The following is a 17,749-nucleotide window of genomic DNA, read 5'->3' on the forward strand; positions in this document are numbered from 1 at the left end:
TAGGACTGAAACGTCTTTGCTATATTCCTTTTAGTTCCTAAAGTGTAATGGGTCATACGTTTACACCGGAAAAGGTTGATAAGCCCATCCTTTTATTTGGTTTTTTATGTGGTGCACTTGCAGGTTAAATTGAGGGATGTATGTGAGAGCAACCCTTAATTGCACATAGTTAGTCATTTAACCGTGGCTGGTAGGTATTAAAATAAAAGATAACGAGGCAGTAAAAACTGCCCCGCTACACTTACTTAAATTGACATAAATGGTGCGTCCATATACGCCTTTTAAATTTATCTCACCTAACCAGGTTTATTTTAAATCAGCTGAAATACTTTCCTTGACAAATTGATACCATTTATCAGACGTATCATTAATAATCTCTGCTCCTTTAGCATTTGACTTAAACTTAGGAAATAATAAATAGCCATAGCCTAATCTGAAGCTAGCAACCGTCTCACAGTTGGTTAATATTTGACTTCGACCCACGCCACTCTTCCAAAATTTCTCATCATTATGAAGAGAGAAGTCGGTCATGAATCGATGTGAAGAATTTTTCTCATATTCAAAATCTGGAAAAGAGATGGTTATTTGCTTTCTATCACGTCCTTTTACAACGTCAAGTACATCAAATGTGGTAGTAATGATTTTATTTTCTCGCTTTTTACTTATCGCTTTTACAAGATAAATATCAGCCGACTGTTGAATCATTTTCTCATGATTTAACATATATTCATCAGGTGCTACTGTGCATGCCTCTGACTCTTGCGTCATCATCAAGCAAGTTGACAATACGATTGTCACTGCATAACTTTTTATTCTATTTAATATCATATCAACTTCCATCGTATTATTTATCACCATACCTTCCAATAGAAATCGCCCATTTAGGCTATAAGCTAGCACTTACAATTTAAGAACATAAAAGATTTTTAAATCGGCGAGATTTTATTTTTTAGTTATAAAGCAATTAAATAAAAAATAATTAGATATAGAAGGTTAGTATGTTGCATTAATTTCCTTATAAATACAACATATTAGCATTAACTATACAAGTTTTGCGGGACTTTTAAGACCTGAATATGAACTGTGACTTCTTCGCGATCATGGTATAGGTGCTTAGCTTGCAATTTGTAACCAACATTATAATGTGCAAGCTCATCATCAATCAGCTGCAAACATTCGTACACACTATCAAAACGCTTTTTCATTGGCAGCTTAAGGTTGAAAATGAGTTCCTTGGCAAAACCGTTAACTATCCAATCGATCATCAGCTGAGTTACTTTGCTTGGTTTTTCGACCATATCACACACCAGCCAATCTATATTGCGCTTTTCAGGGCGATATTTAAAACCATCCTCTCTGAAGTGCTTAACCTGGCCACTGTCCATCAGTTTATCGTTCATCGGGCCGTTATCAATGGCCGCCACAAACATACCGCGCCTGACTAATTGGTACGTCCAGCCGCCTGGGCATGCCCCTAAATCAACTCCTCTCATACCCGGACGGGCGCGCTCTTCTGCCTGCTCCTTGGTCAAGAATACGTTAAATGCTTCGTCTAATTTTAAGGTCGAACGACTTGGCCCGTCAGCCGGCATTTTCAGTCTTGGGATCCCCATAAAAAACGGTGAGTTATTGTCGCTAAATGAGTAACCTACGTATGCAGTATCATTGGCTAAAAATAAAATATGCAAAACAGGCTTTTGTGGCTTGATACTGCGCGTCAACTTATTTTGTTTCTCAAGTGATTTAGCCAGTGGCGTCGAGATTTTTTTACAAAATTTAGATAGCTCTTTGCCTTCATTGGTATCTGGTGTTTCGACACGTAAGTCACCACATAGCGGGAAATCTGCTACACACTGCTTTATTTCCCCAACGCGATCTTCCAGTGGCATATTTGTCAGTAGAGTACCTGTAAACCACTGTCTGGCAAACACCAGGCTTTTGAAGTCTATTTGTTTGACCAGCCGCTCAGCATCTTCTCTGGCGTAACATTCAAAGGTCACAAACCCGGTATTTGGTTTAGCCTTTACATAACCGGCAACACCTTGCTGCATGGCGTGATGATTAATTTCGGCAGCCGCATCACTTTCAAAACCACTGCGGCAATAAATTACTACACTCGACATTGTTTCAATATTTCCAAAGTTAAAGAGTTTCCAAAATTAAAGAGGTTGCTTCGCGGCTTTTACTATGAGTATCAGCCAACCAATTATAAAACACATTCCACCGATGGGAGTGATAGGGCCTAGCCACTTTGAGCCTGTCAGTGCCAATAAGTATAAACTGCCACTAAACAGTATAATTCCTGCGATAAATGCAAGACCAGCCCACTTAAGCTGCATACCCCACTTCATCAGCAGTGCCACCGCAATGAGCGCCAAACCATGTGTCATTTGATATTCGGCAGCCGTTTTAAATATATCGACTGCATACTCGCTCACGTGGTGCTTTAACCCATGAGCCGCAAATGCCCCTAGTGCGACTGATAGCATACAAAATACGCTGCCTGCCAATAAAAATAGTTTAGCCATGGTTAATGTCTCGCATAAATTGCACTGCTTTTTGCGCAGCAGCATCGCGATTCTGCATTTCGGTCAAGCCACTTGCTTTACGCGGTTTAAGGGAGTGATCACCATCTGGTAGCCAAAAATACTCTGGCGTTGCATCCAATTGTAGTGCGGTTACCTCCGCTTTGTTGCCAAATGTATCTCGCTCGCCTTGCAGTATTAAAAATGGACACAGAATATCACCAAAGTGCTCTACTCTCAGCTTTTCCGGCTTACCGGGTGGGTGAAATGGATAACCAAATGCAAGCACACCTTTTATAGATGAAGCCGATTCGCACACTAGCATAGAAGCCATACGCCCGCCCATTGATTTACCACCGATAAATATCGGCAGTGCGTCATCGAGCTGTGACAATACCTGTTCGTAACGCGCTAATAATTTGGGGGCTCTATCAGGTGGTCGTTTTTTATTTTGTGCTTTGGCTGTTTCCATATACTCAAAGTCAAACAGTGCAACGTCAATCCCTTGTCCGGCGAGCTTTGATGCCATGTCTTGCATAAATTCAGAGTCGCGCCCTGCACCGGCTCCATGGGCAAACACAAATTGCGCCACTGGATTTTGTGCGCGGTGCCATTCTATGGTTACTTTGTCATTCATATTCACTATCGCTTCTTAAATTTGTTCTTGCTCAACCATACTGAGCATCCAATCCTTAAATGAGACAATTTTTCCAAGCTCCGCTTGCGCCTCTCGACAGACCAAGTAATAAGCGTTTTTACTTTCTAAACTATGGCTAAATGGGATAACTAGTCGCCCAGCATCAAGATCTGGTTTGGCAAGCACACTGTTGCCCAAAGCAATTCCTTGACCGTGCACAGCAGCCTGTAGCACCATGGATGAATGGCTAAAAATAGGCCCTGTATTCGCAGGCACATTGCGCACGCCAGCTGTTTTTAACCATGCCTTCCAAGAGCGACGCGTCGTATCGTGCAATAAGTTATGATTGGCCAAATCACTTGGCTGGTCTAGAGGTTTAGGTCCATTTAAAAGCAGTGGGCTACACAATGGAACCAAATATTCAGTGTGCAATTTATGGGTTTGCACGCCACTCCAGTTACCTCGTCCATAATAAATTGCAACGTCAACGTCATCTGTTAAAGAGTTTTCATCTTGGTCTTGCGCTTTTATCCGAACGTCAATATCAGGAAAAAGCTCATTGAACTTACTCAGTCGAGGAACTAACCACTGGATCGCAAAACTCGGCGTTAAACTCACGGTCAACGACCCTTTTGCGCCCCGAGCAAGTAACTTTTCAGTCGCATCAATTAACTGCGAAAAAATATCTTTAATATCTAAAAAATAACCTTGTCCTTCTTCGGTCAGCAACAGTGAGCGGTTTTTTCTTAAAAATAGCTTTAAGCCTAAGTGCTCTTCGAGTGTTTTTATTTGGTGGCTGATGGCCGCTTGAGTCACAAATAACTCTTCGGCGGCTTTGGTAAAACTTAAGTGCCTGGCTGCTGCTTCAAAAGCCTTTAAAGCATTCAGTGGTGGTAACCTTCTTGCCATAGCAGGACGCCTTTACATGTTGTTATATTGAGATGTTGTATTGATGGGCAACCACCATCCTTTGGTCACTGCCCGGCCTTTAAAATAGGCTGCTTATACACTCGCGCTAGTATCTAACGAGTCAAAGCTTTTGATTAGATCGTCAACTGCTTTCATTTGCTTTAAGTAGCCTTCAAGCTTATCTAACGGTAAAGCACAAGGACCATCACATTTAGCAACATTTGGATCTGGGTGCGCCTCAATGAATAAACCAGCAAGCCCGAGTGCCATCCCACTTCTTGCTAATTCAGCCGCCTGTGCTCTGCGGCCATCTGCAGAATCAGTGCGACCACCAGGACGTTGTAGCGCGTGTGTCGCATCAAAAATCACCGGTGCCATATGTTTCATATCATCCATACCTAACATATCAACCACGAGGTTGTTGTAACCAAAGCTGCTTCCGCGTTCACATAAAATTACATGTTCATTGCCCGCTTCATTAATTTTTTTGATGATGTGACGCATTTCATGAGGTGCCAAGAATTGCGGCTTTTTAACATTGATCACAGCACCTGTTTTTGCCATAGACACAACTAAATCAGTTTGGCGCGCCAAAAAGGCAGGCAATTGAATCACATCTGCCACTTCCGCAACCGGGGCTGCTTGGAATGGTTCATGTACATCAGTGATCACCGGAACGTTAAAAGTACGTTTGATCTCCTCAAAAATTTTAAGTCCTTCTTCCATCCCCGGCCCGCGGTATGAATTAATTGAAGAGCGATTCGCCTTATCGAAAGAAGCTTTAAATACATATGGGATGTTGAGCTTTGAAGTGACTTCAACATAGTGCTCTGCAATTTGCATGGCAAGATCACGTGATTCAAGCACATTCATGCCACCGAACAAAACAAAGGGTTTGTCGTTAGCAACTTCGATGTTTCCAACTTTTATAATCTGTGTATTCATATTTCAATCCAATTTAAACAGGTGAAGAACAATCAATATGCCCTGCTACCTAGTACACTGTATTTTTTATTCTCTTTGAGGGCAAATCTGCGATTGATAAAATCAAGCATAGTGCCATTATGGCAAAAAAGCTGAGTGCGCTTCTTAGTTTGGCAATACGATTCCTAAGAGCACTCAGCTTAACCAAAAACTCTAATTAAAGTGTTTAGAGCATATAATCTTGCACTTGGTTTGACTACTCGCGGTTAGTCGATGATCGGTATTTTACTTGCGTATTTTCAACGGCTATAACATCCACTACTTGTTGTGCTGACATGGCCAGCACACATCAGTGCAATATGTTATTGTGGTCGGCAAGCTCTTCTATTTGGTTCTGTATGATCTCAATGGTAGGGTCATCAGGGCATTCATCTACAAAAAACTGTAAATCATCTTTGGCCATTTTGGGGCAGTTAAGTTGATTGAGTAAATACCCTCTGTCACGTCTCTCGTAAGGGTCATCGCCTAATAGTTCCATTAGTAACTCAACACAGCTCAACGCGTGGCTAAACTTTTCAGCAGCAATAAAAGACCATTTTTGTTGAGCAAGATAAAGTTTGAAAGCCTCATCCCCTATGATCAACTCCATTGGCTCTTGATCTTTTTCGCTATCATTTTCGGGGGTTACGTACCAAGATTGCTGGCCGGAAGCCGGATCTATGATATAGCCTTCTTCACTACTTAATGCCACATGTACCATGACTTCATTTTGCATCAGTGCAACAGTCGCATTAAAGTTTGCACGCTCCAGAAGGTGCGCAAGCAAAATAGCCAACGCAGTGCTAGTGCCACTGCGCATTTTAATCACATAAGCGATGTTATTGAGTAAGTACTCAGGAACTTTTTGCCCCGTCCCGCTAAACAACCACTTGGTATAAAATGTATCAAGCAACAAGTCTACACGCTTGTGTACATCTTTTTCCTTTACACACATTTCGTCAACAGCCAACTCTAGCTCAGCCAATAGGCACAGCGTTTGCTCGGTGTCGGCTTGCGCATCCCAACGCTGTTCAGCATAAATGCTACGAAGTAATGCAGGCACGGCGTAATCCATACCTAATTCTTGCTGTTCATCAAACCAAGTATCCGTCATAGACTGTACTGCTAACCCATGTGAAAGTAATAAGGCGGTAGTGTAACACTTTTTAGCCCATTCCCAAGGGGAAATTTATCGCTCAATTAACTCGCTGATTATTCGAACACGCCGGGCTGTAGTGGGTTTTCTGGCAATAGATTAAAGAATAAATGCACTCTTAGTCGAAGCCAAATAACCAATCGCTAATAAAGCGCCTGTCGCCCCAAGCAACGCAGGGATTTGTTTTGCCTTACTTTTTGACTTCGCTATCACAAAGCCCAGTGCAATATAGCCCACAACAAGGATAATTTTTTCCATTAACCAAGGTTGTGAGCTAGGTTTCATTCCTAATGTTATTGCCAAATACACAGCAGATATAAGCAACAAGGTATCAACGCCATGACTGGTAATAAACACTAATTTTTGTTTTGCCAATTTGCCAGTTGCTAAACGGGATACTGAGCGTGTATAGAACAGTATGATACTCAACAGGGCAAAAATCATATGGGTATGTTTTAGAGCAATATAATCCACATCAACCTCACTCTTTATCTGGGTAACGCACCAAGATATCTTCTAGATCATCTATGATCTCATTGAACACCTTAACCAATTTCGGGTCAAAGTGCTTTCCGCTTTGATTGTTAATTTCTTTAATGACGTCAGGAAGCTCCCATGCTTCTTTGTAACAGCGGCGATGGCGCAGTGCATCATATACATCAGCCAAGGCGACAATTCGTCCAAACACATGAATATCTTCACCTTTAGTGCCTTTAGGGTAACCACTACCATCCCACTTCTCATGGTGGTCTCTTGCAATGATCGCCCCTGCATTCACAATTTCCCGCTTCGAGTCACGCAATAATTGATAACCTTTTTTGGCATGGCTTTGCATCACTGTCCATTCTTCGTCATCAAGTTTTGCTGGCTTATTAAGTATTGCGTCAGGAATGCCCACTTTGCCAACATCATGTAAAGGTGACGCGATCCGAACGAGATCTGCTTCTCTATTTCCAAGTCCATAGCCCACAGCAAGCGCATGGCAAATATACGCTACACGCTTTACATGGTTGCCAGACTCAGTCGAGTGCATTTCCAATGCTTCACTAAGGCGATAAACAAGTTCTTGCTGTGTATCTTCAATTTCGGCTTGCAGCTGCACATTTTCGTACGCCAACTGCACATTTTGAGAAAATATTTCGATTAAGTGTTTTTGTGTATCGGTTAAAAACTCAGGGATCCCAGACACAAATAACATAGAAGCATGATTATATTCACTCGAGCAATATGAGAATAAATAGTTGTCTTTGTAAACTATGCTTTTCTCATTGAGGGCTTGTTTACAAGCTCGAATTTGCTCTTCGTTGAGGACGTCTTCTATCGGCTTACCTTCACATTTTGCAAACTCTCCTCGCCCAGTAAATACGACAAGTTCTTCACTGCATGTATCAGGTTCATTGCTGGCAACTAGGGAGGTTGCATACATGGCTTCATCAACTGTGCCTAGCAGTGAGGTCAGTTGCTGCATAACGCCTTCGATAAACTGCTCGATTGAATGTGTTGCAAAAATATCGCGTGAGGCGGTAATAATTTTCTCAAGGCCTTGCCGAGATTGATCGATAGATAAAATATCTCGATAGGAACGCAAACTAGACATCACAACTGTAAACAGTTTTTGCGCGGTCAATTCTGTTTTAGATTTATAATCATTAATATCATAGTTAACGATCACTTGTCGTTCGGGGGCTTGTCCAGGCTGTCCCGTTCTAAGAATAATTCGGATATTGTTATTCTTTGCCGTTTCACGAATAAACTGCGCGACCTTAAGACCCGCGTCGTCAGTTTCCATCACCACATCGAGTAACACAATGGCTGCATCTGGGTGCTCAATAACCACTTGCTTTGCTTCTTCACCAGAGTAAGCACTGAGGAATTCTAGTTTTTTCTTTTGAAACTCAAAATCACTCAATGCAAGCTTTGTGACTGCATGTACTTCAGGTTCGTCATCGACAATAATGACTTTCCAAGTGCCACTTTGTTCCGTTTCTATGACATCTGTTGGCTCATCTGAAAACAAAAAATCATCCATAGAGAGTCCTTAACGCTTGTTTGACGCGGGCTGTAACTAAAAATATTAATGCATTCAACGCATCACTGAGGCATTTGTGCCAAAGTTACTCTATCACAGCCTGCCATATCTTTTATTGTAAGTATATTGCGATAGTCCATTTGTGCAAAAATCTCTCTGACACCGCAACCTTGTTCAAAACCATGTTCGACTAAAATAAAGCCACTTGGGCGTAGGTATTTTCTAGCCTGCGAAGCAATATGGCGAATATCAGCGTAACCTTTTTCTGGTGCAACCAGCGCAGACAAAGGTTCAAAGCGAACATCTCCCTGCTTTAAATGAACGTCATCACTTTCGATATAAGGAGGGTTGCTGACAATTAGGTCATATAGCTGCTCAGGTACATTAGAGAACCAATCGCTTTGTGCAATAGTCACATTATTCAAGCCATGCCTTTGTTGATTCCGCACTGCTAGTGCGACGGCGTCGTGAGAATAATCAACCGCCCATACTTGCCAATTGGGCATTTCAGAGGCAAGAGATAAAGCAATTGCGCCTGTGCCAGTGCCCAAATCTAACACTTTTGCCTGCTCAGGTAATGCTAAGTCAAGGGCATACTCAACCAAAGTCTCTGTATCAGGTCTTGGGATTAGCGTGCTGTTGTTAACATAGAATGATAAACTCCAAAACTCTCGTTCACCTGTAATATGCGCAACAGGCTCGCCTTGCAATCGCCGCGCAATATACTCTTTGAATAATTGTTGGTGTTTTTCAGCAAGTTCAGCTTCGGGCCATGTAAATAGGTAACTTCTAGGCTTGTCGAGGATATGCAGCAGCAGTACCTCTGCGTCAAGTTTGGGAGAGTCCGAATGCTCAAGCAATTGATTCGTAGCCCAAGCAATCGCTTGGGCATTGGACTGCGGGATCACCTTAGTCATCACCCATTGCAGCAAGTAAATCTGCTTGATGTTCAATCAGAAGTGGGTCAATGATCGCGCCCAGTTCACCACTGACTACTTCATTTAAGCGATAAAGCGTTAAGTTAATACGGTGGTCTGTAATACGACCTTGTGGGTAATTATAGGTGCGAATACGTTCTGAGCGATCACCACTACCAACTAAGTTGCGGCGCTCACTGGCCTCTGCTGCTTGGCGCTTTTCATCTTCAGCTTGCTGTAGTCGCGCTCCTAATACCGAAAGTGCTTTCGCTCGGTTTTTATGCTGAGAACGCTCATCCTGACACTCAACAACAACGCCTGTTGGAATGTGCGTAATACGAATGGCAGAGTCTGTTTTGTTGACGTGCTGACCACCGGCACCTGACGCTCTAAATGTATCTACTTTAAGGTCTGAAGGATTAATTTCTATTGCTTCAGCTTCTGGAATTTCGGCCATAACAGCAACAGTACATGCTGAGGTATGAACACGTCCTTGAGACTCAGTTTCAGGAACACGTTGTACACGGTGCGCACCTGATTCAAACTTCAACTTGCCATACACACCATCACCTTTAATATTGGCAATGACTTCTTTATAACCACCATGTTCACCTTCGTTAGCGCTGACAACCTCTACTTGCCACTTTTGCGTTTCAGCGTAGCGGCTGTACATACGGAATAAGTCACCGGCGAAAATAGCCGCCTCATCACCACCCGTACCAGCACGCACTTCTAGGTAAACATTGTTATCGTCTTTTGGATCTTTTGGCAGCATCAATACTTGTAGCTGATCTTCTAATTCAACAATCGCCGCTTTTGCTTCTTTATATTCTTCTTGCGCCATTTCGCGCATATCAGGATCTGAATCCTTCAACATTTCTTCTGCTGTAGCGACATCTTCTTGTGCTTGCTGATAAGCAGTAAATGTTTTTACAACATCTTCAAGCTCTGAGTACTCTTTAGAAAGTGCGCGAAAGCGGTTCTGATCGCCAATCACTTCTGGATCGCCTAGCATTGCTTCTACTTCTTCATGACGCTCAACTAGGGTTTCTAACTTACGATAGACAGACTCTTTCATCTATATATTATTCCTGTTCAATACCTAATGCCTGCTTAAGCAATATTAACTGCTCTGTATCCCCATCTTTTGCTGCCTTTTGGATAGCGTGCGTAGGGGCGTGAGTAAGTCGATTTGTGAGCTTATTAGCCAACTCAAGCAAGACTTTTTCTGAATCTTTACCCGATTGTAGCTGATTTACAGCCTTTTCCACGAGCTCTAATTTTATTTCCTGTGCTGATGTCCTGTACTGACGGATCACATCAACCGATTTTAAAGAGCGCTGCCAATCTGCAAACTCTCTGGTTTTATCGTCAATGATCTCCTGGGCTTGTGTTGCTGCCTGTTCGCGACTTGCGATGTTTTCATTGACGATGGCTTGTAAGTCATCAACCGTATATAAATAAGCAGCATCGAGTTCATTGACTTGGCTTTCAATGTCCCTTGGCACTGCAATATCAACAAACAACATAGGACGATACTTTCTTTGCTTTAACGCTTGCTCTACCACCCCTTTACCAATTATCGGTAAAGTACTTGCTGTAGAGCTTATCACGATATCTGCATTGTGTAATTCATCGGGTAGCTGAGCAAGAGATATGACATCCCCGCCAATTTCCTCGGCGAGATTTTTAGCACGCTCAATCGTTCGGTTTGCAACGGTAATGTGCTGCGGGTGATGTTGAGAGAGGTGCTTGGCAACTAACTCTATGGTTTCACCTGCTCCGATCAACAAGACCTTTGTTTTATCGAGCTTACCATAGATGTGTTTTGCTAGATTCACCGCAGCATAAGCAACGGATACCGCACTGGCACCAATCTCAGTTTCAGTGCGTACCTGCTTTGCAACCGAGAAGGTTTTTTGAAATAAGCGCTCAAACATGGGCTGGATCACATGATGGTGCTTCGAGCTGTTATAAGCTTGCTTTATCTGGCCAAGAATTTGCGGTTCACCTAACACCAATGAATCCAAACCGCATGCAACTCGCATTAAATGATTCACCGCATCTTGATTTTGATGAATATACACATTGTCAGCCAGTTCTTGTTGCGAAATATCATGAAAATTTGCCAGCCAACCGAGAAGCGCTTGGGAATTATCATTGTCGAGGCTACAATAGATTTCGGTACGGTTACAGGTAGACACAATCACTGATTCATGAAACTCTGATAACCGATTGAGCTGCTCCAAAGCACGAGACAATTGCTCTGGTGAAAATGCGACTTTTTCACGTAATTCAACGGAAGCGGTTTTGTGATTAATACCAAGTGCGATGATGGTCATAAATGCCAGTGTTGCCCAAGCCCTGCTTTAAAGCGGCCAATTTTACCAAAAATCAATCGAATATGGAAAGTAAGGAACCTCATTTGAAACAATTTCATTTGATTTTGCTCATGTTTTTTTTGTTTCTAGGTGGCTGTGCGCAATCACCCAAGCACCCAGCACAGGGACAAACGGCTTTAAATACCCTTGTTGAGTACAACAAATGGCAGGCCCGTGGCAAAATTGCTTTTATCGCACCTGATGATCGCCAGTCTGTGAATTTTAATTGGCAGTACACGAATAACAAGCAAGCACTCACACTCACTAGCTTCATCGGCACACAAATATTAAAAATGACTGAGCTTGCACAGTATAGTGAGCTAGTCATCGATGGTAAATCATATACAGGACCAGAGAGCGGCCCTTTAATTCAGCGTGTTAGTGGCTGGCAGCTGCCAATCAAGCAAGCACCTAGCTGGTTTACAGCAACTCGCTTTGAAAATGACTTCCAATTAGATAGTACAGGCCGAGTAAAACAGGCCAGTTGGCAGGATGAGCAGGGGAAAATATGGACCATAAAGTATCAACGCTACCGTAATTTTAGTGGCTTAACCCTGCCCGCAAGGCTGACATTGTCCCATCAAGACATCACAATAAAAATTCAAATTAACGCATGGCAGTTCGACTCCTAATGAATAAACTCACTCTAACAGCCCCGGCCAAACTCAATCTTTTTTTACATATTAATGGTCGTAGAGCCGATGGCTACCACGAACTTGAAAGTCTCTTTACTATGCTCGACTTTGGTGATGAACTGAGCTTTGAGTTAATCGACCAAGATGAGATTTTGATCAGCGGTGATGTGGCAGGCATTAACAAAGAAGACAACCTCATTTTTAAAGCCGCAAACGAACTACTTCCATATAGAAAGATGAAAAAAGGGGTAAACGTACATTTAACGAAACACTTACCGATGGGCGGAGGTGTTGGTGGTGGCTCATCTGATGCGGCGACAACCTTGCTTGCCTTAAATGCTCTGTGGGGCTGCTCGCTCTCTATACAAACTTTGGCTGAAATAGGACTCAAACTAGGCGCAGATGTCCCCGTGTTTATACATGGTAAAACCGCGCTAGCCCAAGGTGTTGGAGAAGAATTAAGCCCATTTGAACACCCGGAAAAATGGTATTTAGTTATCGCTCCAGGCGTTCATGTCAGCACAGTTAAAGTGTTCACCGATCCGAACTTACCACGCAGCACACCGAAACTAAAAACCCCTTGGAAAATGGCCGAGACACGGAATGACTGCGAAGAGTTAGTTAAAAAGCTTTACCCTGAGGTTGAAAAGACCCTGACGTGGTTGCTAAAATATGCGCCGTCAAGAATGACTGGAACTGGAAGTTGTTGTTTTGCAGTTTTTGATGACGAGCAAACAGCACTGCGTGTACTCCAGGAAATGCCGTCATCTTGGCAAGGCTTTGTAGCCAAAAGTGCACGTGAGTCGATCACTCACAAGCAATTAGCTACGTGGCTAAACAAAGAGAAGTAAATTAGTTTAAGTTAGCCTGTATTGACTGTGCTATTTTAGTCTTTGCATGTTAGTCCAAAAATTCAGTGCCTGAGGAACCCTACCGTGCCCGACATGAAGCTCTTCGCTGGTAACGCAACACCCGAGCTAGCTCAAAAAGTTGCAAAACGTTTATTTATTGAGTTAGGTGATGCCGTTGTAGGCCGTTTTAGTGACGGTGAGATCAGCGTTCAAATCAATGAAAATGTACGTGGTTCAGACGTCTTTATTATTCAATCAACTTGTGCGCCAACAAACGATAACCTAATGGAACTTATCGTTATGGTTGATGCACTTCGTCGTGCCTCTGCGGGCCGTATTACCGCAGTGATCCCATATTTTGGTTATGCACGTCAAGACCGCCGCGTTCGTTCAGCACGTGTGCCCATCACTGCGAAAGTGGTAGCAGACTTCCTATCAAGTGTAGGTGTTGACCGCGTTTTAACTGTGGATCTACATGCAGAACAAATCCAAGGTTTCTTCGATGTTCCAGTAGATAACGTATTTGGTAGCCCAGTACTTATCGAAGACATGAAAGAGCGTGACTTTGATGATGTCGTCGTTGTATCACCTGACATTGGTGGCGTAGTACGTGCGCGTGCTATTGCAAAGCTACTTGACGACAAAGACCTTGCTATCATCGACAAGCGTCGTCCTCAAGCAAACGTATCACAAGTTATGCACATTATCGGTGACGTTGAAGGCCGTGACTGCATCATTGTTGATGATATGATCGATACAGGTGGTACTTTATGTAAGGCAGCTGCGGCATTAAAAGAGCATGGTGCTAAGCGCGTATTTGCTTATGCTACTCATCCAGTATTATCTGGTAATGCAGCAGAAAACTTGCGTAACTCAGTAATTGACGAAGTCATCGTTACAGATTCAATCCCACTGTCAGACGAACTTCGTGCAATTGACAAGGTTAAAGTACTAACCTTGGCTGATATGATGGCTGAAACAATTCGCCGTATCAGCAACGAAGAATCAATCTCTGCGATGTTTGAACATTAATTCATTGCAAGATTAAATAAAAAAGCACCTAACGGTGCTTTTTTATTGCTCTAATGGTTTTAATCTAGCCATGATAGTGCTATATTAGCGCGCCTTTTTTACCTACTGAGTAGACAAATTTGTCAGTTCGATAGGTATACGCCAGAAAATTTGGTCGCGAGTTTTCTGACATTATTAACTTTAAATATTTTGGAGACAGTTATGTCACAATACGTTTTAGACGCTGAAGTACGCGTAGAATTAGGTACTGGTGCGAGCCGCCGCCTACGTCGCGCTGAGAAAGTTCCTGCAATCCTTTACGGTGCAGGCAAAGAAGTTGTTTCTCTTACTCTAGATCACAACAAAGTGATCCACATGCAAGAAGACGAAGGTTTCTACACTCACATCCTTACGCTAAACATTGGCGGTGAGTCTGTTGAAGCTATCGTTAAAGACATCCAGCGTCACCCGTACAAGCCTAAGATCACTCACTTAGACTTCCAACGTGTTGATGCTTCTCAGAAGATCCACACTAAAGTACCAGTACACTTCATCAACGAAGAAGCTGCTACTAAAGGCGGTAACACTGTTGCTCACCACGTAACAGAAATCGAAATCACATGTCTACCAGCTCAACTTCCTGAGTTCGTAGAAGTTGATGTTGCTGCGTTAGAAGTAGGTGCAACTGTACACCTATCTGACGTTGCACTACCTGCAGGTGTTGTTTCAGTAGAACTAGCTAAAGGTGCGGACCACGACCAAGCTGTTGTTACTTTGAACGCTCCTAAAGGCGCTGCTTCTGAAGAAGAAGCTGAAGAAGCTGCTGAGTAATTTTTAAGGTGTTAACACCTTGAATAATATTCAAATGCTTGTGGGCCTGGCTAATCCAGGCCCCGAATATGCAAACACTCGTCACAATGCCGGTGCGTGGTTCGTAGAAGAACTGGCTAAGCGCTACAATTGCATTCTCAAACCTGACTCTAAGTATCATGGCCTTACGGGCAAAATACTTATCAATAACCAAGAATTTAAATTGCTTATTCCCACCACTTATATGAATTTAAGTGGCAAAGCAGTCTCAAGCCTTGCAAACTTTTTTAAAATTCCAGCCGAAAACATTCTCGTTGCACATGACGAAATGGATATGGAACCTGGTATCGCTAAAATTAAAAAGGGCGGTGGCCACGGTGGACATAATGGCTTGAAAGACATTATTTCTAAGCTTGGCAATAACAAAGAATTTATGCGCTTGCGAATAGGCATTGGTCACCCGGGTCACCGAGACAAAGTCACGGGCTGGGTATTAGGTAAAGCACCGAAAGCTGACCAAGAAAAAATTGATGCGGTCGTTGATGAAGCAGTTCGTTGCATGGAAATTTTAGCGAAAGACGGTGTGTTAAAAGCACAAAACAGACTACATTCATTTAAGCCGTAAAGTATTTTTATACGGCAACAATTTGATTAACTGAAGGTTCAAAATTATGGGTTTTAAATGTGGCATTGTGGGTTTACCAAACGTTGGTAAATCAACCCTATTTAATGCATTAACTAAAGCGGGGATCGAAGCCGCAAACTTTCCGTTTTGTACAATCGAACCAAACACAGGCGTTGTTGCCGTTCCGGATCCTCGTCTAGACCAATTGGCTGCGATTGTTAATCCACAAAAGACCATCGCAACAACGATGGAATTTGTTGATATTGCCGGTCTGGTTAAAGGCGCTTCAAAAGGTGAAGGTCTTGGTAACCAGTTCCTAGCAAACATTCGTGAAACTGATGCCATTGGCCACGTTGTTCGTTGCTTTGAAGATGAAAATATCGTACACGTTTCGGGTCAAGTAAACCCAGCGGATGATATTGACGTTATCAATACTGAGCTTGTTTTAGCAGATATGGAAGCGGCAGATCGTGCGGCTCAACGTAATGCTAAAAAAGCAAAAGGCGGCGATAAAGAAGCTAAATTCCAAAACGACGTACTAGAAAAAGTTAAAGCACACCTTGATGAAGGCCTAACATTACGTTCTTTGGAATTGACTAAAGAAGAACTAGTAGCAATCAAGCCGCTTAATTTCTTAACGATCAAACCGACGATGTATATCGCAAACGTACCTGAAGATGGCTTTGAAAATAACCCATTCTTGGACAAGGTTCGTGAAATCGCAGAAGCAGAAGATGCAGTTGTGATCCCAGTATGTGCGGCGATTGAATCTGAACTATCAGAACTTGAAGAAGAAGACAAACTTGAGTTTATGGCTGATCTTGGCTTAGAAGAGCCAGGTCTTAACCTCGTTATTCGTGGTGGATATGAGCTTCTAAAACTTCAAACTTACTTCACCGCTGGTGTAAAAGAAGTCCGTGCATGGACTATTCCTGTTGGTGCAACTGCACCACAAGCCGCAGGCAAGATCCACACAGACTTTGAGCGTGGCTTTATTCGTGCACAAACCATTGGTTTTGATGATTACGTTGAATACCAAGGCGAAGGTGGAGCAAAAGACGCAGGTAAAATGCGTCAAGAAGGTAAAGATTACATCGTAAAAGATGGCGACGTGATGAACTTCTTGTTCAACGTTTAATTACCCTTCTTAATGAACAGCTAAAAAAGCCCTTATGCAGGGCTTTTTTTGTTTCAACTGAACCACTCTATCTATTCATAAGCTCACTTTTATAGGCTTCCACCCTAAAAGGTACAAACTACCTTTATATTTTTTAAACCCGACTACTATCAATATTTGTACTTTTCTATTTGATTTGGTATAAAAACAGGCCGTTTCGCTTAATTTATCTGCAAACAATCTGTGATACGAAATTTTTTCGAAAAAAGGTGTTGACGGCATGGGGGCATATACGCATAATACGCCCCGCACCAGCGATGGTGATAAACGAAAAAGACATGGCTATGTAGCTCAGCTGGTTAGAGCACATCACTCATAATGATGGGGTCCCCTGTTCAAATCAGGGCATAGCCACCATGCTTTTTCAAGTTGATTAGCAACTTTAAAACTAACTACCCTAATGTGCGGAAGTGGCGGAATTGGTAGACGCGCTGGATTTAGGTTCCAGTATCTTCGGATGTGAGAGTTCAAGTCTCTCTTTCCGCACCAAGTTCTCGATAAGTTCGTTGGAGTATCGCCAAGCGGTAAGGCAGCGGGTTTTGATCCCGCCATTCCCAGGTTCAAATCCTGGTACTCCAGCCAATGGCTATGTAGCTCAGCTGGTTAGAGCACATCACTCATAATGATGGGGTCCCCTGTTCAAATCAGGGCATAGCCACCATTTTCTTAAAAAAGAAAATACATGCGGAAGTGGCGGAATTGGTAGACGCGCTGGATTTAGGTTCCAGTATCTTCGGATGTGAGAGTTCAAGTCTCTCTTTCCGCACCATATTCTCGATAAGAATCAAAATAATCAACTACCATTGTTGGAGTATCGTCTCGACACGAAGTGGAAGCGGTAAGGACAGAAGAGAGAGGTTTTTATCCCTCACTCATCCACCCCCAGATTCAAATCCTGGGACCAACGTAATAAGATTTGAAATAATCGTTGGAGTATCGCCAAGCGGTAAGGCAGCGGGTTTTGATCCCGCCATTCCCAGGTTCAAATCCTGGTACTCCAGCCATCTCTTTATGAGATAAAATATGCGGAAGTGGCGGAATTGGTAGACGCGCTGGATTTAGGTTCCAGTATCTTCGGATGTGAGAGTTCAAGTCTCTCTTTCCGCACCAAGTTCTCGATAAG

Annotated in this window: 18 protein-coding genes and 7 tRNA genes; 13 read left to right on the top strand and 12 right to left on the bottom strand. The window is 42.8% G+C overall.

Annotation, left to right across the window (positions count from 1 at the left end; all coding sequences use genetic code 11):
• Positions 1-306: 306 nt before the first annotated feature.
• The 12 genes from MHN81_RS26360 to hemA all read right to left on the bottom strand — a co-directional run bounded on the left by MHN81_RS26360 (position 307) and on the right by hemA (position 11,478).
• The gene (locus MHN81_RS26360; RefSeq protein ID WP_239427181.1) at positions 307-867 is read right to left on the bottom strand and encodes a hypothetical protein; all 561 of its coding nucleotides are present in this window, start codon (positions 865-867) and stop codon (positions 307-309) included.
• A 170-nt stretch (positions 868-1,037) separates the two neighbouring features.
• Positions 1,038-2,123, bottom strand: coding sequence for a 23S rRNA (cytidine(2498)-2'-O)-methyltransferase RlmM (gene rlmM, locus MHN81_RS26365; RefSeq protein WP_023397311.1), 1,086 nt, complete (start codon positions 2,121-2,123; stop codon positions 1,038-1,040).
• Between the two features lie 36 nt (positions 2,124-2,159).
• A complete protein-coding gene (locus tag MHN81_RS26370; RefSeq protein ID WP_023397312.1) occupies positions 2,160-2,528 on the bottom strand; it encodes a DUF423 domain-containing protein in 369 nt (122 codons plus the stop codon).
• Positions 2,521-3,162 (bottom strand): alpha/beta family hydrolase, encoded by a 642-nt coding sequence (locus MHN81_RS26375; protein ID WP_239427182.1) that lies wholly within the window; start codon positions 3,160-3,162, stop codon positions 2,521-2,523. Before MHN81_RS26375 ends, MHN81_RS26370 begins: the two co-directional genes overlap by 8 nt.
• Before the next feature lie 15 nt (positions 3,163-3,177).
• Positions 3,178-4,071: a transcriptional regulator GcvA gene (locus MHN81_RS26380; RefSeq protein ID WP_023397314.1), complete on the bottom strand. Its 894-nt coding sequence runs from the start codon at positions 4,069-4,071 to the stop codon at positions 3,178-3,180.
• 93 nt (positions 4,072-4,164) lie between these two features.
• Positions 4,165-5,016: a 3-deoxy-8-phosphooctulonate synthase gene (kdsA, locus tag MHN81_RS26385; RefSeq protein ID WP_023397315.1), complete on the bottom strand. Its 852-nt coding sequence runs from the start codon at positions 5,014-5,016 to the stop codon at positions 4,165-4,167.
• Positions 5,017-5,344: 328 nt separating this feature from the next.
• Positions 5,345-6,148: a tetratricopeptide repeat protein gene (locus MHN81_RS26390; protein ID WP_023397316.1), complete on the bottom strand. Its 804-nt coding sequence runs from the start codon at positions 6,146-6,148 to the stop codon at positions 5,345-5,347.
• A gap of 141 nt (positions 6,149-6,289) precedes the next feature.
• Positions 6,290-6,664 carry a SirB2 family protein gene (locus tag MHN81_RS26395; RefSeq protein ID WP_023397317.1) on the bottom strand — a complete coding sequence of 125 codons (375 nt, stop codon included), beginning with the start codon at positions 6,662-6,664 and terminating at the stop codon, positions 6,290-6,292.
• Between the two features lie 7 nt (positions 6,665-6,671).
• A complete protein-coding gene (locus tag MHN81_RS26400) occupies positions 6,672-8,219 on the bottom strand; it encodes a DUF3369 domain-containing protein (RefSeq protein ID WP_023397318.1) in 1,548 nt (515 codons plus the stop codon).
• Between the two features lie 62 nt (positions 8,220-8,281).
• On the bottom strand, positions 8,282-9,124 hold the full coding sequence (gene prmC / locus MHN81_RS26405) for a peptide chain release factor N(5)-glutamine methyltransferase (protein WP_036974954.1): 843 nt from the start codon (positions 9,122-9,124) through the stop codon (positions 8,282-8,284).
• 4 nt (positions 9,125-9,128) lie between these two features.
• Positions 9,129-10,214 (bottom strand): peptide chain release factor 1, encoded by a 1,086-nt coding sequence (gene prfA, locus MHN81_RS26410; RefSeq protein WP_023397320.1) that lies wholly within the window; start codon positions 10,212-10,214, stop codon positions 9,129-9,131.
• A gap of 7 nt (positions 10,215-10,221) precedes the next feature.
• Positions 10,222-11,478 carry a glutamyl-tRNA reductase gene (hemA, locus tag MHN81_RS26415; protein ID WP_023397321.1) on the bottom strand — a complete coding sequence of 419 codons (1,257 nt, stop codon included), beginning with the start codon at positions 11,476-11,478 and terminating at the stop codon, positions 10,222-10,224.
• An 83-nt stretch (positions 11,479-11,561) separates the two neighbouring features.
• On the opposite strand from hemA, the gene lolB reads away from it, so the two are divergent.
• The 13 genes from lolB to MHN81_RS26480 all read left to right on the top strand — a co-directional run bounded on the left by lolB (position 11,562) and on the right by MHN81_RS26480 (position 17,736).
• Positions 11,562-12,149, top strand: a complete 588-nt coding sequence (gene lolB, locus MHN81_RS26420) for a lipoprotein insertase outer membrane protein LolB (RefSeq protein WP_023397322.1) — start codon at positions 11,562-11,564, stop codon at positions 12,147-12,149.
• Positions 12,149-13,003, top strand: coding sequence for a 4-(cytidine 5'-diphospho)-2-C-methyl-D-erythritol kinase (ispE, locus tag MHN81_RS26425; protein WP_239427183.1), 855 nt, complete (start codon positions 12,149-12,151; stop codon positions 13,001-13,003). Before lolB ends, ispE begins: the two co-directional genes overlap by 1 nt.
• Positions 13,004-13,087: 84 nt before the next feature.
• The gene (locus MHN81_RS26430) at positions 13,088-14,035 is read left to right on the top strand and encodes a ribose-phosphate pyrophosphokinase (protein WP_023397324.1); all 948 of its coding nucleotides are present in this window, start codon (positions 13,088-13,090) and stop codon (positions 14,033-14,035) included.
• Between the two features lie 201 nt (positions 14,036-14,236).
• Positions 14,237-14,845: a 50S ribosomal protein L25/general stress protein Ctc gene (locus MHN81_RS26435; protein ID WP_023397325.1), complete on the top strand. Its 609-nt coding sequence runs from the start codon at positions 14,237-14,239 to the stop codon at positions 14,843-14,845.
• A 19-nt stretch (positions 14,846-14,864) separates the two neighbouring features.
• Entirely contained in the window at positions 14,865-15,449 is a 585-nt protein-coding gene (gene pth, locus MHN81_RS26440) for an aminoacyl-tRNA hydrolase (protein ID WP_343224747.1), read from the top strand.
• 46 nt (positions 15,450-15,495) lie between these two features.
• Positions 15,496-16,587 (top strand): redox-regulated ATPase YchF, encoded by a 1,092-nt coding sequence (gene ychF / locus MHN81_RS26445; RefSeq protein ID WP_239427184.1) that lies wholly within the window; start codon positions 15,496-15,498, stop codon positions 16,585-16,587.
• A gap of 319 nt (positions 16,588-16,906) precedes the next feature.
• A tRNA-Met gene (locus MHN81_RS26450) sits at positions 16,907-16,983 on the top strand.
• A 47-nt stretch (positions 16,984-17,030) separates the two neighbouring features.
• Positions 17,031-17,115: transfer RNA gene (locus MHN81_RS26455), tRNA-Leu, on the top strand.
• 18 nt (positions 17,116-17,133) lie between these two features.
• Positions 17,134-17,208: transfer RNA gene (locus tag MHN81_RS26460), tRNA-Gln, on the top strand.
• A gap of 2 nt (positions 17,209-17,210) precedes the next feature.
• Positions 17,211-17,287, top strand: a tRNA-Met gene (locus tag MHN81_RS26465).
• A 23-nt stretch (positions 17,288-17,310) separates the two neighbouring features.
• Positions 17,311-17,395, top strand: a tRNA-Leu gene (locus MHN81_RS26470).
• Positions 17,396-17,555: 160 nt separating this feature from the next.
• A tRNA-Gln gene (locus MHN81_RS26475) sits at positions 17,556-17,630 on the top strand.
• A 21-nt stretch (positions 17,631-17,651) separates the two neighbouring features.
• A tRNA-Leu gene (locus MHN81_RS26480) sits at positions 17,652-17,736 on the top strand.
• The last annotated feature ends 13 nt before the right edge of the window (positions 17,737-17,749 follow it).

This window comes from Pseudoalteromonas sp. Of7M-16 (assembly GCF_022347805.1).
Taxonomy (GTDB): domain Bacteria; phylum Pseudomonadota; class Gammaproteobacteria; order Enterobacterales; family Alteromonadaceae; genus Pseudoalteromonas; species Pseudoalteromonas luteoviolacea_F.

What these genes read in the sequence shown, in the direction of transcription:
- rlmM (WP_023397311.1), bottom strand. Translation starts at nt 2,123, where the DNA reads ATGTCGAGTGTAGTAATTTATTGCCGCAGTGGTTTTGAAAGTGATGCG.
- MHN81_RS26370 (WP_023397312.1), bottom strand. Translation starts at nt 2,528, where the DNA reads ATGGCTAAACTATTTTTATTGGCAGGCAGCGTATTTTGTATGCTATCA.
- MHN81_RS26375 (WP_239427182.1), bottom strand. Translation starts at nt 3,162, where the DNA reads ATGAATGACAAAGTAACCATAGAATGGCACCGCGCACAAAATCCAGTG.
- MHN81_RS26380 (WP_023397314.1), bottom strand. Translation starts at nt 4,071, where the DNA reads ATGGCAAGAAGGTTACCACCACTGAATGCTTTAAAGGCTTTTGAAGCA.
- kdsA (WP_023397315.1), bottom strand. Translation starts at nt 5,016, where the DNA reads ATGAATACACAGATTATAAAAGTTGGAAACATCGAAGTTGCTAACGAC.
- MHN81_RS26390 (WP_023397316.1), bottom strand. Translation starts at nt 6,148, where the DNA reads ATGACGGATACTTGGTTTGATGAACAGCAAGAATTAGGTATGGATTAC.
- MHN81_RS26400 (WP_023397318.1), bottom strand. Translation starts at nt 8,219, where the DNA reads ATGGATGATTTTTTGTTTTCAGATGAGCCAACAGATGTCATAGAAACG.
- prfA (WP_023397320.1), bottom strand. Translation starts at nt 10,214, where the DNA reads ATGAAAGAGTCTGTCTATCGTAAGTTAGAAACCCTAGTTGAGCGTCAT.
- hemA (WP_023397321.1), bottom strand. Translation starts at nt 11,478, where the DNA reads ATGACCATCATCGCACTTGGTATTAATCACAAAACCGCTTCCGTTGAA.
- ispE (WP_239427183.1), top strand. Translation starts at nt 12,149, where the DNA reads ATGAATAAACTCACTCTAACAGCCCCGGCCAAACTCAATCTTTTTTTA.
- MHN81_RS26435 (WP_023397325.1), top strand. Translation starts at nt 14,237, where the DNA reads ATGTCACAATACGTTTTAGACGCTGAAGTACGCGTAGAATTAGGTACT.
- ychF (WP_239427184.1), top strand. Translation starts at nt 15,496, where the DNA reads ATGGGTTTTAAATGTGGCATTGTGGGTTTACCAAACGTTGGTAAATCA.